The following is a 14,691-nucleotide window of genomic DNA, read 5'->3' on the forward strand; positions in this document are numbered from 1 at the left end:
CAAACAGTGGGCACTCGACAACAGTCCGCACTCGACAACAGTCCGCTTTCGAAAACAACGGGCCCCTCGCATCATGCGAGGGGCCCGGGACAATCGAAGGTGCTACCTGGCCTGCGCCTGCCACATCCAGTGCAACTGCTCGAGTCGCGCGGTAACGGCGATGAGCAGGTCCTGGGTGACAGGATCGGCTTCTGCCGTATCCGCGATCCGTCCGCGCAGTCGCTCGACGACGGCAGCGATGTTGTCGACGATTGCCGCTACGACCTCGCTGTCCTCGGTCCACCCGGCTCCGAAGCCCTTGGTCCCCGCTGTGGCCGAGACCGTCGCTGCGCGGCCATCGGGGCTGACACCGATGGCGGTTGCTCGCTCGGCGGCCTGATCGGTGAAATCACGTGTAGCCGTGACCAACTCGTCGAGCTCGAGATGCACGGAGCGGAAGTTCTTTCCGATCACGTTCCAGTGGGCCTGCTTCGCGATGAGCGAGAGGTCGATCAGATCTACCACTGTTCCCTGAAGAGCATCGCCTGCGATCTTCTGCTGACCTGCGTCGAGCGTGCTGGTGATGGGGCTAGTCATGAGGTGGCCTCCCTGCCGTTGGACGACGGTATGCATCGCACATCATTATTGTGCTTTCGTCTGTACTACACAACAGCAGGTCACCGCGCTGTGTTCCGGATCGGCGCCACCAAATCTGTGACGCCGATCCCAGAACTGTCCTTCGGTCAGACCTTGGCGGCCTCGTCGGCAGGGTCGTCGATGGCACCGGCACCGGTGGTGGGTGCGGTCTCGTCCTGCTGCGACCGCACACCGTCCTCGACTCTCTTGCCGAGATCGGCATCGACGTTGGTCCAGTACTCGAACACCCGGCTCAGGACCGGCTCCTTCACGCCGTTGAGGACGTGCCCGACGATGTTGCCGACGAGACGATCCCGCTGGGCGTCGTCCATGACCTCGCGCACCAGGGCACCGGCCTGAACGAAGTCGCCGTCCTCCGGGTGCTCGATGTAGCCGGTGCGGATGAACCGTGGCTCGAAGTCCCACGATCCGTCGTCGCCGTACTTGTTCGTGTCCGCAGACGGGCCGCCGAACGAGTTGGGTGCGTACACGGGTGTGTCCGGGGAATTGAACGAGTACCGCATGCTGCCGTCCTTGGCGTACGAGTTGACCTCGGACTTCGGAGCGTTGACCGGGAGCTGCGCGTAGTTGGCCCCGATCCGGTACCGATGAGCGTCGGCATAGGAGAAGACGCGGCCGAGCAGCATCTTGTCCGGGCTGAATCCGATGCCCGGCACGGTGTTGGACGGCTCGAACGAACTCTGCTCGATCTGAGCGAAGAAGTTCTCCGGGTTCCGGTTCAAGGTCATCTTGCCGACCTCGATCAACGGGTAGTCCTTCTGCGACCAGACCTTGGTGAGGTCGAACGGATTGAACTTGTAGTTCTCCGCATCGTCGTACGGCATGAGCTGCACCTTCAAGGTCCAGCTGGGGAAATCGCCGTTCTCGATGGAACCGAAGAGGTCCTGACGGTGGTGGTCCGGCGATGTGCCTGCGACCTCGTCGGCCTTGTCCTGAGTCAGGTACTCGACGCCCTGATCGGTCTTGAAGTGGAACTTCACCCAGGTCCTAGTACCATCCTCGGCGATCAGCTGGTAAGTGTGCGAGCCGAACCCGTCCATGTGCCGGAAGGACTTCGGAATGCCGCGGTCCCCCATCAGCCAGGTCACCTGGTGGGCGGTCTCGGGCGAGAGCGTCCAGAAGTCCCACTGCATGTTGTTGTCACGCAGGCCGGAATCGGGCAGCCGCTTCTGGCTTCGAATGAAGTCCTGGAACTTGATCGGATCCTTGACGAAGAAGATCGGGGTGTTGTTGCCCACGAGGTCCCAGTTGCCCTCGTCAGTGTAGAACTTCAGCGCAAACCCGCGGGGGTCGCGCCAGGTGTCAGGGCTACCCTGCTCGCCCGCGACGGTCGAGAAGCGTGCGAGCATCTCGGTCTTGGTGCCGGGCTGCAGGACCTTGGCCTTGGTGTACTTGCTGATATCGCCGGTGATCTCGAGCTGGCCGAACGCGCCGGAGCCCTTGGCGTGGACGACGCGCTCCGGGACGCGCTCACGGTTGAACTGCGCCATCTTCTCGATCAGGTAGTGATCGTGCAGCAGAATCGGTCCCTGCGTACCTGCGGTGAGCGACTGGTCGTCACTGGCTACGGGGATGCCCGAGTTGCTGGTGGTCGGCTTGGTCATACAAGGCCTCCTGCTGGCGATATCGAGTCCGGGGGCTGCCCCGGACGAAAGTGAGCGGCCGCGCAATGGACCGTCGTGTCTGCAGGAATGCCTCGAGCGCCACCGGCATAAACCCTGCTGATTTCCAGCCTGCCCACAAATCTGGACTGAGTCAAGAAAGCCGAGCCTTCAGGCAACCACGTGCGCCTCACCCGTCCGCATCGAACCCGACAGGATCTGCAACCCCAAATACGTGCCCGAGGGCATCCAACGACTCAACGTCGGGCCGACCGCATCCACCTGCACCCGAGCCACCCTCGCCTTACCCCTCAGGCCGGCGACACCGACCGCCGATCCGCCCGCCACCGGCTGCGCGAACCCGATGGACCCGCGCATCGGGAACTGCGGCCCGAACCCGCGCGACCTCGTCCGCACCGACCACTCACCACCGCTCACCCCGGCCTCCCCCAACACATCGCCGTCGAATTCGGCCAGCACCTTCGGCAGATACCAGTTGGCCCTACCACCGTGCACCGACGTCGCGGAGTCGACGGCGATAAAGGGGACCGCCATCCGCGGAACCTTGCCCACGTCCCGGCGTAGAACCGGGCTCGCCAATATCTCGCGATACGGGCCCACCGGTGACGTCGTGTAATCGACCACCATGCACATCGTGATCGGCAGGGTTTTGGCACCGGCAGGCGCGAAGTCCGACGACCGAGCTCGGTGCCACCAGATCGTGGCCCGCACGTTGGCCGGCCACGGAGCGGCCGGACTCGCCGGCCAATCGGTGCGCTCGGTCTCGGATTCGGCAACACTCCACATCAGGACTCCCTCCCGACGACAGTGAGCGGAAGCCGCAACGCGCCCGGCGCAGACACCGGTACCACGGGGTGCGCAGGCTGCGTGGGTGCGATTTCCTGATATTCGGAACCCACCGCCGGCCGCCGATCGACCTCACCCTTGTTGGGCCACAACGCCATTGCTCGCTCGGCCTGCGCGGTGATCGTCAGAGACGGATTGACGCCCAGGTTGGCGCTGACCGCGGAACCGTCGAGCACGTGCAGTCCGTCGTAGCCGTAGACCCGTTGATAGCCGTCGACGACACCGGTCTCGGGCGAGTCACCGATTGCGCAACCGCCGAGGAAATGTGCCGTCATCGGAATGTTGACGATCTCCGCGATCGAGCCGCCCGGGTCGCCGCCGATCTTGTCCGCAAGCAACCTGATCGCCGTATGTCCCTGCGGAATCCACTGTGGCGGCGGGTCGCCAGCACCGGGCTTACTTGTGAGCCGACGACCGAACGGGCCCTTCTTCGATCCGAGCTCGAGCGAATTGTCGTCGGTCTGCATCACCAACGCGATGACGGTTCGCTCCGACCACCGGTGCACCGACAAACTCCGAACCGCAGCGCCCGGATGGCGCAGAGCGACACCGAGGGTCTTGAGGACGCGTGGCATCTTGCCGCCGCCGTCGCTGAGCACGGTCTGCAACAACCCGATCGCGTTGCTGCCCTTGCCGTATCGCACCGGCTCGATGTGCGTGTGATCGTCCGGGTGGAACGAGGACGTGATCGCCACACCCTCGTGGTAGTCGACCTCATGCCCGCGTGCGGTGGCGGCCAACACGGCCTCTGAATTGGTGCGCACCAGCGAGCCGATCCTGCTCGACAGCCGCGGCAACGACCCCTTCTCCTTGGCCGCGAGCATCAACTTCTGCGTGCCGTACGTACCGGCCGAGAAGATCACCTGATCGGCAGTGATCGTCTTCTCGCTGCGACGCAGCTTGCCGCCGGTCCGGCGTGTCACCACGTCGTAGCCGTCGCCGTTCGGGCGCACATCCACCACAGTGGTCAATGGAAGAACCTGCGCACCAGCATGTTCGGCGAGATACAGGTAATTCTTCACGAGCGTGTTCTTCGCTCCGACGCGGCACCCCGTCATACAGGATCCACATTCGGTGCACCCGGTGCGCTCGGGCCCGGCACCGCCGAAGAACGGGTCCGGTGCGGTCTTGCCACGGTCCCCGAAGTAGACCCCCACCGGCGTGGAGGTGAACGTGTCGCCGACGCCCATGTCCTCCGCCACCTCCCTCATGACCTTGTCCGAGGCAGTGATGGTGGGATTGGTCTCGACGCCGAGCATCCGGCGCGCCTGGTCGTAGTACGGACTCAATTCGCGCTGCCAGTCGGTGATGGACCCCCACTGCGGGTCCTCGAAGAACTTCGCCGGCGGCTGATACAACGTGTTCGCATAGTTCAGCGAACCGCCGCCCACACCTGCGCCCGCCATCACCAGAACATCGGGAAGCAGGTGAATGCGTTGCACCCCATAGCAACCCAACGCCGGAGCCCACAGATACTTGCGCAATCGCCAGCTGGTCTCGGGTAGTTCGTCGTCCTCGAACCGTCGGCCGGATTCGAGCACCGCCACCCGGTAGCCTTTTTCGACGGCCCGCAGGGCGGCAACGCTGCCACCGAAACCGGAGCCGATGATCACCACGTCGTAGTCACTCATGCGGATACCACCTCGTTGTCGGAATCGAGAGTGTCTGAATCGGGAGCGTCGGAGACGATCCGATAGTTCGCGAGATCGAACTCGCGCGTCATGCTGCGGAATCGAAAGGTATAGGTGGGCCACATCGTGGAGTTGCGGCCGTTGGCGTCCAGATACCAACTCGAGCAGCCACCGGCATTCCACACCGTGCCCTCCAGCTCGGCGTCGACCCATGAATTATGCTGCCGCTGAGCAGATTCGACGACCTCCACGGCCGCGATGCCGCGAGTCTTCATCGCGTTCAGTGCGGATACCAGGTAGTTGGCCTGGGATTCGAGCATGTACACGATGGAGCTGTGCCCGAGATTGGTGTTGGGCCCGTACATCAGAAACAGATTCGGGAAGCCGGCGACGGTCGTCCCCCGATGGGCCTGCGGGCTGCCGCCCCAATGCTGCGCCAGTGTACGGCCGTCGTTGCCCCGCAGTAGATGCGACACAGGCGGCTCGGTCGGGGTGAACCCCGTCGCAAAAATGATCGTATCCACCTGGTGGTGTCGGCCCGAGGCCTCGACCACGCCGTTCTCGGTCACCGATGCCAGGCCGGACGTCACCAGATCCACATCCGGACGGTCCAGCGTCGGTAGCCAATCATTGGACAGCAGAAGCCTTTTGCAGCCAGGTGCGTAGTCCGGGGTCAACGCTGCCCGCGTCGCGGGGTTCTTGACCTGCCGTCTCAGATTCAGCTTGGCGAAGGCCTTCACCGCAGGCAGCATCCATGGGTTGTCGGCCAGAACGGTCACATAGGCCTCGCGGTAGCCGTAGATGACGGCGCGGACTGCCCGGTGCGTCGCCGGAATACGCTCGTAGAGCGCGCGCTCGAGCCTGCCGATGGTGCGGTCCAGGCGCGGGATGACCCACGCCGGGGTGCGTTGGAAGACGGTGAGCCGCTGGGCTCTGTCGACGATCTCGGGGACGAACTGCACCGCAGAGGCCCCGGTCCCGATGACGGCGACCCGCTCATCGGTGAGGTCGTGCTCGTGATTCCAGGTGGCGGAATGGAACACCGTGCCCTCGAAGGTATCGATGCCAGGGACGTCCGGGATCTTCGGCGTCGAGAGCGCGCCGGTAGCTGCGATCAACACCCGGGCGCTCGTCGCGCCGTTCGTCGTCTGCACCGTCCACCGCTTCGTCGACTCGTCCCAGATGGCGGACTGCAGTTCGCAGTTCGTGACGATGCGGTCCTTCAGGTGGAGGCGCTCGACGACCGAACGCAGATAGTCGAACAACTCCGGTTGGCGCGCAAAAGTGTGACTCCACTCGGGGCTCGGTGCGAACGAGAACGAGTACAGCGAGGTCGGAACGTCGCACGCGCATCCGGGGTAGGTGTTGTCGCGCCAGGTTCCGCCGACATCGCTTGCACGCTCGATGACCACCACGTCGGCTCCGGGGTCGTCGGCGAGGATCTTCGCAACCGCAGCCAGGCCGGCAAAACCAGCCCCGACCACCAGGACATCTACGCGCTCTTGAAGATTCATGAAGTCATCACCTTGTCGGACCAGACGGGAAGGAGCCGTTCGCGAAGTCGCGCGTCGGCCTCGGGGGTACGAAACAACGCCGAGACGGCCAGGCCGCGGGCGAGTTCGACACTGAGCTCGATGGATTCTGGCGTCATCCGGCTACCCATGACGATCTGGGCACCGCTCTCGATTGCTTCGGCGACGCGCCGTTCCAGGGGGATCATCGCTTCGTACAGAGCGGGGTCGGTGCGGGCGGCCACCCACAGCTCGAGTGCGGCGTAGAACAGGGGTCCGGAGAACGCGTCGAGGAGAATCTCGGGACCTCGCTCAGCATCGGGTTCGGCCTCGAGAATTTCCGAGAGCCGACGGTCGACCAAGTGCTCGACTGCCGCGATCACCAGTGACTCCTTGGTCGGGAAGTGATGCAGCTGCGCGCCCCTGGACACGCCGGCGCGGCGCGCGATCTCCTGCGTGCTGGTCTTCGCGAAACCGAGCTCGACGAGGCAGTCGATCGCGGCATCGAGCAGCTTCGCCCTGGTCCCCGCGGTGCGCTCGGCCTGCGTTCGACGCTCGGTCGAGCCCGAATCCGTCATCCCTGTGTCGGTAGTCACACCAAGCACCGTAGCGCTCAATTTACAAACAGTCCAGCCTGACTTTAAGTTCGCGCCGCCCGAGGAAGACTCAGGCGCTGACACTGCGTCCCGTGTGCAGGCAACTCACCCGGCGACAACGCGGCCACTGCGCCCCGAACCCGGCATTCAGCGTTAGCTCGCCTTCGCGAGGACCTCCCACTCTGTGCGCATCATCGACCTGCCGCGCCGCATCCTTCGATGTCAGCCAGAGTCGCAGCCGCAAGTGGTGCGATATGAACACCTGTGGAAACCGCCAGAAGAAGGCACGCATGGCCGCCGGCCGTCGCACAACAGAGCCCTCCTGAACCAGGCCACAGACCGGAAGCTCAGGACGCCTCGAGCTCCGCCTCCCGCAATTCCCGTGGCGATGGAGCCGCTCGCAGCATTGACGCCAACGGCCAGGCGCTCGACGACACCGAACCCGGTATCGAGGGTCGCCGGCTTACCGCTCGACCCGTGCCGGTCGGGGTATCAGGCGGCTCGTTGTTTTCGGCGGTGGTAGCTGGGGATGGGTTGTCGTGTGGGGTCGACGGTGTCGGGTGGGATGGCGTAGGGGTGGCCGTCGGTGCCCATGGCCAGTTGCCAGTGACCGTGGTGGACGAGGCGGTGGCATTCTCCGCAGACCAGGGCGAGGTTGTTCAGATCGGTGGTGCCGCCGTGTTCCCAGAATGCGATGTGGTGGGCTTGGCACCATGGGGCCGGGCGTCCGCACATCACGCAGCATCGGTCGCGGATGGTCAGGGCGGTGCGTTGGTTCTCGGTCGCCAGTCGGGTGGTCCGTCCGAGGGCGAGTGGGACGCCGTGGTGGTCGACGATGACGGGGGTCAGGTCGGCGTCGCAGGTGAGCAACTCGGCGAGGCTGCGGCTCATCGGCCCGGTCCAGTCGAGGTGGAACGGCCAGTGAACATCTCCCGGCCCCACCGTCGACTTCTGCGCGCCACCGGCACCACCGGCACCATCAGCACCAGCGCCGGCAGAATCGGCACCTGCACCGGAAGCACCACCACCACCGGCACAATCGGCACCTGCACCGGTAGCACTACCACCCGTAGCAGCGGTAGCGGCAGCGGCGTCATCGTCCGACGAGCTGGCGACGGTGGTCGTTCCCGTCGAATCCGGTGTGACGCTTCCGGTCTGCTGCTTGCCGCTGTGGGTGAGCAAGTCCCGCAACGGAACTATGAGATGCACCGACGCCCGGGACCCACCCGCTGCGCCGGTGCCCCTACCGCGCAGGTGTCGGTCGATCATCAGATCGAGTGCGTCGGCGCGGCGTTTCGACGGACTGCGAGGATCACGGGCACCACCGGGACCGGGCCGCGGCGCAGTCAACGGCGAGAGCGCGGTGAGTAGTTTCTCGGCCATCAACCGGTCGACATTGCCGCTGAGCTGGAACCGATCATCGGCGAGAGGGTGCAGATCGAATCGATTGAGATCCGGGTTCTCCGACACCGGCACCGGAGGCGGTCCCAGCGGTACCGGACCGCCGACGCCCGCACCACCACCACCACCAGCAGCGCCATCACCGCCACCAGCAGCGCCATCACCGGCACCCGAATAGCCGCCACCAGCAGCAGCCGAATCAGCGTCCCCGGCACCTGCACCGGCATCGGCACCGGCACCGGTGCGGCGGGCCTGTTCCTGCTCCCACTCGCGGCGCTGTTTCTCCGCCTTCTGGTGCCGAGCCCTGGCCTCGTCGGCCGCCGAATGCGCCAACGCCTGCGCACGGGTGGCGACCTGACCGGCGGTGGCACCGCGCGCGGTCTCGAGCAACTCCGCGACGACGGCCTCGCGGTGTCGCTGGTCCAGCGTCGGGTCGGCCACCACGACCGAGGCGTACCCGTCGGCGATCGCCGAGGCATGCGCCGCGTGGATCTCACTACCGGCGAGAGCATCGAGCACGGCAGGCCAGTCGGTGAGCCACAGCCCCAACGCACTCTGGCGGGCAGCGGACCCGTCGGTGATCCGCACCGATCTCGCGTACCACCGCGTCACGGTCGAATGCCCGAGCTTGATCGCCAGACCACGGCGTTCGATCTCGGCGAGCAGCGTCAATCTCGCTGCAGCAAGAAAATTTTCGTCGGAAGTCACGGCAGCGAGCTCGGAGACCAACTCCTGGTCTGCGAGCTCGAACACATCCCCCCGTGCCTTCACACCGCACAAGCTATACCCAACCACCGACACATTCCGGCGGTGCTGGTCAAGGAGCGACGGTGCAGTACCGCAGCTCACTAGACCCACAAATATCGCAGGTCACCTGCCGCCGTCGGGAACCGAACGAGAATCGTGCGTCACGACTCAGCACCGCTCACCGGGCCGCTCTCTCGCGACTGTGACCGGGCCCATACTATGTGCTGGCCGGTTTCCGCCGGCACCCCACACTCGGATCGTCCGGCACGTTCCTGCCGGTGGAGGGATCTATTTCGTCATGGCATCAATCACGTTCGAGCGCACGACCAGGCTGTTTCCCGGCTCCGATACCCCGGCGGTGAACGAGCTGGACCTGCACATCGAGGACGGTGAGTTCCTGGTTCTGGTCGGCCCATCGGGCTGCGGCAAGTCGACGTCCCTGCGCGTACTCGCGGGCCTGGAGGAGGTCACGTCCGGTCGCATTCTCATCGGCGGCAAGGACGTCACCAATACCGAGCCCAAGGACCGCGATATCGCGATGGTCTTTCAGAACTATGCGTTGTACCCGCATATGACCGTGGCGGAGAACATGGGCTTCGCGCTCAAGTTGGCGAAGGCAAGCAAGGAAGACATCCGCACTCGCGTCGAGGAAGCGGCGAAGCTTCTCGACCTGGAGCCGTATCTGGACCGCAAACCGAAGGCGCTCTCCGGTGGTCAGCGGCAGCGAGTGGCCATGGGACGCGCCATCGTTCGTCAACCACAGGTGTTTCTGATGGACGAGCCGCTGAGCAACCTCGACGCGAAGCTCCGAGTCCAGACGCGCACGCAGATTGCTCAGCTGCAGCGTCGATTGGGCACCACCACGGTCTACGTCACCCATGATCAGGTCGAGGCCATGACGATGGGCGATCGCGTGGCCGTACTCAAGGGTGGTGTGTTGCAGCAATGCGCTAGCCCGCGGGAGCTGTACCGCACCCCTGTGAACGCGTTCGTGGCGGGTTTCATGGGCTCACCGTCGATGAACCTGTTCCGTGCTCCTGTCACCGACGGCGGAGTTCGCCTGGCCGATCAGGTGATTCCGGTGCCGCGTCGGACTCTCGGTTCTGCGACCGAGGTGATGTTCGGCATTCGGCCGGAGCACATCGAGATCGCCGACAGCGGAATCGCCCTCGAGATCGATGTCGTGGAGGAACTCGGGTCGGAAGCGTTCGTGTTCGGACGCGCGGACATCAACGGCCGCACCGAGACCATTGTCGCTCGGGCCGATTGGCGCAGCCCGCCGGAGAAGGGCGACCGCGTCCACGTCCGCATCGATGACGCGCACGCCCACATCTTCGAGGCCTCCGCGGAGGGCCTCCGTCTGAACTGACGTCCCCCGTCGTGCGCCTTTTGCGTACCTCCAGGTACGCAAAAGGCGCACGACGTCAGACCAGCAGTTCGGCGATCTGAATCGTGTTCAGTGCGGCACCCTTGCGCAGGTTGTCGCCCGAGACGAACAACGCGAGTCCGCGGCCCTCGGGAACACCCGGGTCCTGGCGAATGCGGCCAACAAGAGAGTCGTCCTTGCCTGCTGCTTCGAGCGGCGTCGGCACGTCCACCAACGACACACCGGGGGCGGATGCGAGCAGCTCACGGGCCCGCTCCACCGACAACGGTGAACCGAACTCTGCGTTGATCGACAGCGAGTGACCGGTGAACACCGGAACACGGACGCAGGTGCCACTGACCAGCAGGTCCGGCAGTCCAAGGATCTTGCGCGATTCGTTGCGCAGTTTCTGGTCCTCGTCGGTTTCGCCGGAGCCGTCGTCCACCAACGCACCGGCGAGAGCCAGAACGTTGAAGGCGATGGGTGCGACGTACTTGTTCGGGGCCGGGAAATCCACCGAGGAACCGTCGTGCACCAGTTTTTCGACGTCGCCGATGACGGCGCGCGCCTGGGTGGCGAGTTCCTCGACACCGGCGAGTCCGCTACCGGAGACGGCCTGGTAGCTGGAGACGATCAGACGCTGCAGGCCTGCCTCGTCGTGCAGCACCTTGAGCACGGGCATTGCGGCCATGGTGGTGCAGTTGGGGTTGGCGATGATGCCGCGGGGCGGGTTCTTCGCCGCCTCGGGGTTGACCTCGCTGACCACCAGCGGCACGTCGGCGTCCTTGCGGAACGCCGAGGAGTTGTCGATGACGGTCGCCCCTGCTGCGGCGAACCGCGGTGCCTGCTCACGCGAGAGGGTGGCACCGGCCGAGAACAAGGCGATGTCGATTCCGGTGAGATCGGCGGTGGAGGCGTCCTCGACGATGATCTCCTCGCCGCGGAACGGCAGCTTCTTGCCCGCCGACCGGGCGGAAGCGAAGAATCGAACGGTGTCGGCGGGGAAGTTGCGCTCCTCCAACAGGGTTCGCATGACGGCACCGACCTGGCCGGTGGCTCCTACGACTGCAACTGTGGTCATCTCTACCGTCCTGTTCCTGCGTGTACGACGGCTTCTTCGTCGCCGCCCAGATCGAAAGCGGCGTGCAGCGCCCGTACCGCGTCGTCGAGCTGAGTGTCGCTGCACAGCACCGAGATACGGATCTCCGAGGTGCTGATGAGGTCGATGTTGATGCCGGCGTCGGCGAGGGCCTCACAGAACGTCGCGGTGACGCCGGGGTGGCTCTTCATGCCGGCACCGACGAGCGAGACCTTGCCGATGTGGTCGTCGTAGAGCACCTGAGTGAAGCCGATCTCGGCCTGCAGCTTGGTGAGCTTCTCCACTGCCGTTGGGCCGTCGGCCTTGGGGCAGGTGAAGGTGATGTCGGTCTTGCCGGTGTCGATCTTGGACACGTTCTGCAGCACCATGTCGATGTTGATCTCGGAATCTGCCACGGCGCGAAACACTTTGGCGGCATAGCCAGGTGTGTCGGGCAGCCCGACGACGGTGACCTTCGCCTCGCTGCGATCGTGCGCGACGCCGGTGAGAATTGCTTCTTCCACTGGAATGTCCTCCATAGATCCGGAGACGATCGTTCCGGGTTTCGTGGTGTACGACGAGCGCACGTGTACGGGAACGTTGTAGCGACGGGCATATTCGACGCAGCGCAGCATCAGCACTTTCGCGCCGCAGGCCGCCATCTCGAGCATCTCCTCGAACGAGACCGTGTCGAGGTGGCGGGCGTTGGGAACGATGCGCGGATCGGCCGTGAAGATTCCGTCGACATCGGTGTAGATCTCGCACACGTCGGCGTTCAGTGCTGCGGCGAGCGCAACGGCGGTGGTGTCCGAGCCGCCACGGCCGAGGGTGGTGACGTCCTTGCTGTCCTGGCTGACGCCCTGGAAGCCGGCGACGAGCACGATCGAGCCCTCGTCGAGTGCGCTCCGCACGCGACCGGGAGTGACGTCGATGATCTTGGCGTTGCCGTGCACGCTGGTGGTGACGACGCCTGCCTGGGATCCGGTGAACGACCGCGCCTCTGCGCCGAGCGAGTGGATCGCCATCGCGACGAGCGCGTTGGAGATGCGTTCACCCGAGGTGAGCAGCATGTCCATCTCGCGGGCAGGCGGGGCCGGGCACACCTGCTGTGCCAGGTCGAGCAGTTCGTCGGTGGTATCGCCCATGGCCGACACGACCACGACGACGTCGTTGCCTGCCTTCTTGGTCTCGACGATTCGTTCAGCGACGCGTCGGATGCGTTCGGCGGTTCCCACCGACGACCCACCGTACTTCTGGACGATCAGAGCCACGCGTCTTACCTCCGCTGGATAGCCAACTATCGGAAAATTATCGTGAGTTCGTTCGCGGTCACCTTACCGAGTTGGCACCTCGTGTCGTGGCCCGGGTGGCTCCGAGCTGGGACTTTAGCCCCTCTCGCCTGCGGATACGCCTGCCCTACGATGATCGGGTGAGTTTTCCCGAGCACCAACCGCCCCCGCCTCCGAGAGGTCTGCGGGTGCTGTTCGGGTTGCCTCCCGTCGGTCGCGTGTGGCCCGGTGGTGTGCGTTCGGCGCTGGCGTTCGGAATTCCGGCGATCACGGCGTGGATTCTGGGATTCCATTCCGAGGCGTTGCTACTGGTCTCCGGGAGTTTTGCGGTCATCTACGGCGAGGGGCGGCCGTATCGGTCGCGCTGGTCGGTGGTGTTGATCGCGGGCGCGGCACTGGTCAGCTCGGTCTGGTTGGGTGCGATGTCCGGTCAGATCGCCCTCGATCTGGGTCAGACGCCGGCAGCACGGATGATTCCGGTCGCGACACTGTCTCTGCTCGCCCTCGTAGCGGTCTACGTCATTGCCGCGTTGCGGCTGGGACCACCGGGCGCGTTCTTCTTCGTCCTGGTGTGCGCGGTGTCGTCGTATCTGCCCGCTGCCGGCATCAGCGCCGAACGTGGGGCCGCGTTCGCCGCCCTCGGGGTCGCGTCGGCGCTGGTGGTGGCGATGTCGGGAGTGTTGTGGGATCCGCGCGGACCCGAACGCTCGGCCGTCGCCGCTGCGGTGGGAGCGATCGAGAAGTACACGAGCGCGCCGACGCCGTCTGCCGCCGATCGTCACACTGCCGCCGTCCGACTGCACGGTGCCTGGGCCGCGCTCTACGACGCAGGCTCTGCTCGGTTGGCATCGAGGCCCCACCTGGTCGAGACCTTGTTCGACGCGCATCGGGCGTTTGCCGCAGCAACCTCGGCGCGCGCCGGTTCGGTGCCGGATCCCGACGGTGCGGTGGAATCACCGCGCGATCAGTTGCCGTTGGCTCGGCCGGGGGTCGGGTATCGGTTGCGCCGCTCGCTGCATCGTGATTCGCATGCGTCCTCCACCGCGATTCGGGTGTTCTGCGCGGCAGCGGTCGCGGGCGGGATCAGTGTGGCGCTGGATCTGAGCAGACCGGACTGGGCCATCCTCGGCGCGGTTCTGGTGCTGCAGCAGGGCCCTGATCGACTGCACGGGACGTATCGGGGGCTGCAACGGCTCGGCGGGACCCTGGCGGGTGTGGTGGTGTTCTCCGCGATCTATCTCTCGCCTCTCGGCGGCCTCGCCGTGATCGCGCTGATGATGCTGCTGCAGTTCGCGATCGAGATCTCGGTGCCGCGCAACTACGGGCTTGCGGTCACCTTCATCACTCCGCTCGCATTGCTGATGGGCACCATCTCGCACCCGGGTGCCCCGCTCGGCGGCCTCGTCGTCGATCGTGTCGTGGAGACCTCGGTGGGTGTCGCCGTCGCGTTCGCCACTCTGTGGCTGTTGTTGCCGGGTGCCTTTCGCCGCGCGTTGCTGCGAGCCGATCGGCAGGTTCTCCGCTTGACCGACGCACTGTTGACGCGGCTGCAGACGCACTCGGTCACGGCACCGGAAACTCTGGCGCTTCAACGAGATGTGCAATTCGAGTTGGTGGGTGCGGCGCTTGCGGGAGTAGAAGCGGCGCACAACGATCGACGGTGGGCACATCGCGTGTGGCCGCAGCATGCGGAGGTCGATCGCCTCGGTTACGAACTGCTCGCGCAGTGTTGGACCGACGCCGATGTCGGACGACTGAACGACATCGACCTCTGGCAGCGCAAACACGAGATCGTGGCGGGAAAATTCGACTCCTCAACCCTCGGGTAGACCGTGAGCGCGCGGTAGTACACTCACCACATGCTGCGAGCTCTCCTTCTTAACAGCCGCGACGGGGTCTGAGACCAGACTGGCTTCCCGTCGCGGGGTTCGTTGCGCCGGTCGAACACATTGCTTTGATCTGTACGGA

Annotated in this window: 11 protein-coding genes and 1 pseudogene; 3 read left to right on the forward strand and 9 right to left on the reverse strand. The window is 65.2% G+C overall.

Annotated features, from left to right (window positions below; genetic code table 11):
* Positions 1-102: 102 nt before the first annotated feature.
* The 6 genes from J1M87_RS18165 to J1M87_RS18190 all read right to left on the reverse strand — a co-directional run bounded on the left by J1M87_RS18165 (position 103) and on the right by J1M87_RS18190 (position 6,824).
* Complete coding sequence (locus tag J1M87_RS18165) at positions 103-576, reverse strand: Dps family protein (RefSeq protein WP_206490920.1); 474 nt, start codon at positions 574-576, stop codon at positions 103-105.
* A gap of 146 nt (positions 577-722) precedes the next feature.
* Positions 723-2,240, reverse strand: a complete 1,518-nt coding sequence (locus J1M87_RS18170; RefSeq protein WP_206490921.1) for a catalase — start codon at positions 2,238-2,240, stop codon at positions 723-725.
* 168 nt (positions 2,241-2,408) lie between these two features.
* On the reverse strand, positions 2,409-3,044 hold the full coding sequence (locus J1M87_RS18175; RefSeq protein ID WP_206490923.1) for a hypothetical protein: 636 nt from the start codon (positions 3,042-3,044) through the stop codon (positions 2,409-2,411).
* A complete protein-coding gene (locus tag J1M87_RS18180; RefSeq protein WP_206490925.1) occupies positions 3,044-4,735 on the reverse strand; it encodes a GMC oxidoreductase in 1,692 nt (563 codons plus the stop codon). The genes J1M87_RS18175 and J1M87_RS18180 overlap by 1 nt, the downstream gene beginning before the upstream one ends.
* Complete coding sequence (locus J1M87_RS18185) at positions 4,732-6,249, reverse strand: NAD(P)/FAD-dependent oxidoreductase (RefSeq protein WP_206490927.1); 1,518 nt, start codon at positions 6,247-6,249, stop codon at positions 4,732-4,734. The genes J1M87_RS18180 and J1M87_RS18185 overlap by 4 nt, the downstream gene beginning before the upstream one ends.
* On the reverse strand, positions 6,246-6,824 hold the full coding sequence (locus tag J1M87_RS18190; protein ID WP_206491408.1) for a TetR/AcrR family transcriptional regulator: 579 nt from the start codon (positions 6,822-6,824) through the stop codon (positions 6,246-6,248). Before J1M87_RS18190 ends, J1M87_RS18185 begins: the two co-directional genes overlap by 4 nt.
* Before the next feature lie 188 nt (positions 6,825-7,012).
* Here J1M87_RS18190 and J1M87_RS18195 point away from each other — a divergent pair.
* A pseudogene (locus J1M87_RS18195) lies at positions 7,013-7,168 on the forward strand (CGNR zinc finger domain-containing protein); the annotation flags it as partial.
* Between the two features lie 166 nt (positions 7,169-7,334).
* On the opposite strand, the gene J1M87_RS28730 reads toward J1M87_RS18195, so the two are convergent.
* On the reverse strand, positions 7,335-9,014 hold the full coding sequence (locus J1M87_RS28730; protein WP_307830853.1) for an HNH endonuclease signature motif containing protein: 1,680 nt from the start codon (positions 9,012-9,014) through the stop codon (positions 7,335-7,337).
* A gap of 274 nt (positions 9,015-9,288) precedes the next feature.
* Here J1M87_RS28730 and J1M87_RS18210 point away from each other — a divergent pair, with 274 nt between their 5' ends.
* The gene (locus tag J1M87_RS18210; protein WP_206490929.1) at positions 9,289-10,359 is read left to right on the forward strand and encodes an ABC transporter ATP-binding protein; all 1,071 of its coding nucleotides are present in this window, start codon (positions 9,289-9,291) and stop codon (positions 10,357-10,359) included.
* A gap of 55 nt (positions 10,360-10,414) precedes the next feature.
* Here the strand turns inward: J1M87_RS18210 and J1M87_RS18215 are convergent, their stop codons facing one another.
* The gene (locus J1M87_RS18215; RefSeq protein WP_206490931.1) at positions 10,415-11,437 is read right to left on the reverse strand and encodes an aspartate-semialdehyde dehydrogenase; all 1,023 of its coding nucleotides are present in this window, start codon (positions 11,435-11,437) and stop codon (positions 10,415-10,417) included.
* 2 nt (positions 11,438-11,439) lie between these two features.
* Positions 11,440-12,705, reverse strand: a complete 1,266-nt coding sequence (locus J1M87_RS18220; protein ID WP_206490933.1) for an aspartate kinase — start codon at positions 12,703-12,705, stop codon at positions 11,440-11,442.
* Between the two features lie 158 nt (positions 12,706-12,863).
* On the opposite strand from J1M87_RS18220, the gene J1M87_RS18225 reads away from it, so the two are divergent.
* Positions 12,864-14,552, forward strand: coding sequence for an FUSC family protein (locus tag J1M87_RS18225; protein ID WP_206490935.1), 1,689 nt, complete (start codon positions 12,864-12,866; stop codon positions 14,550-14,552).
* Positions 14,553-14,691 lie beyond the last annotated feature (139 nt).

It is taken from the genome of Rhodococcus sp. KRD162, assembly GCF_017168335.1.
Classification (GTDB): Bacteria; Actinomycetota; Actinomycetes; order Mycobacteriales; family Mycobacteriaceae; genus Rhodococcoides.

What these genes read in the sequence shown, in the direction of transcription:
- J1M87_RS18165 (WP_206490920.1), bottom strand. Translation starts at nt 576, where the DNA reads ATGACTAGCCCCATCACCAGCACGCTCGACGCAGGTCAGCAGAAGATC.
- J1M87_RS18170 (WP_206490921.1), bottom strand. Translation starts at nt 2,240, where the DNA reads ATGACCAAGCCGACCACCAGCAACTCGGGCATCCCCGTAGCCAGTGAC.
- J1M87_RS18175 (WP_206490923.1), bottom strand. Translation starts at nt 3,044, where the DNA reads ATGTGGAGTGTTGCCGAATCCGAGACCGAGCGCACCGATTGGCCGGCG.
- J1M87_RS18180 (WP_206490925.1), bottom strand. Translation starts at nt 4,735, where the DNA reads ATGAGTGACTACGACGTGGTGATCATCGGCTCCGGTTTCGGTGGCAGC.
- J1M87_RS18185 (WP_206490927.1), bottom strand. Translation starts at nt 6,249, where the DNA reads ATGAATCTTCAAGAGCGCGTAGATGTCCTGGTGGTCGGGGCTGGTTTT.
- J1M87_RS18190 (WP_206491408.1), bottom strand. Translation starts at nt 6,824, where the DNA reads ATGACGGATTCGGGCTCGACCGAGCGTCGAACGCAGGCCGAGCGCACC.
- J1M87_RS18210 (WP_206490929.1), top strand. Translation starts at nt 9,289, where the DNA reads ATGGCATCAATCACGTTCGAGCGCACGACCAGGCTGTTTCCCGGCTCC.
- J1M87_RS18215 (WP_206490931.1), bottom strand. Translation starts at nt 11,437, where the DNA reads ATGACCACAGTTGCAGTCGTAGGAGCCACCGGCCAGGTCGGTGCCGTC.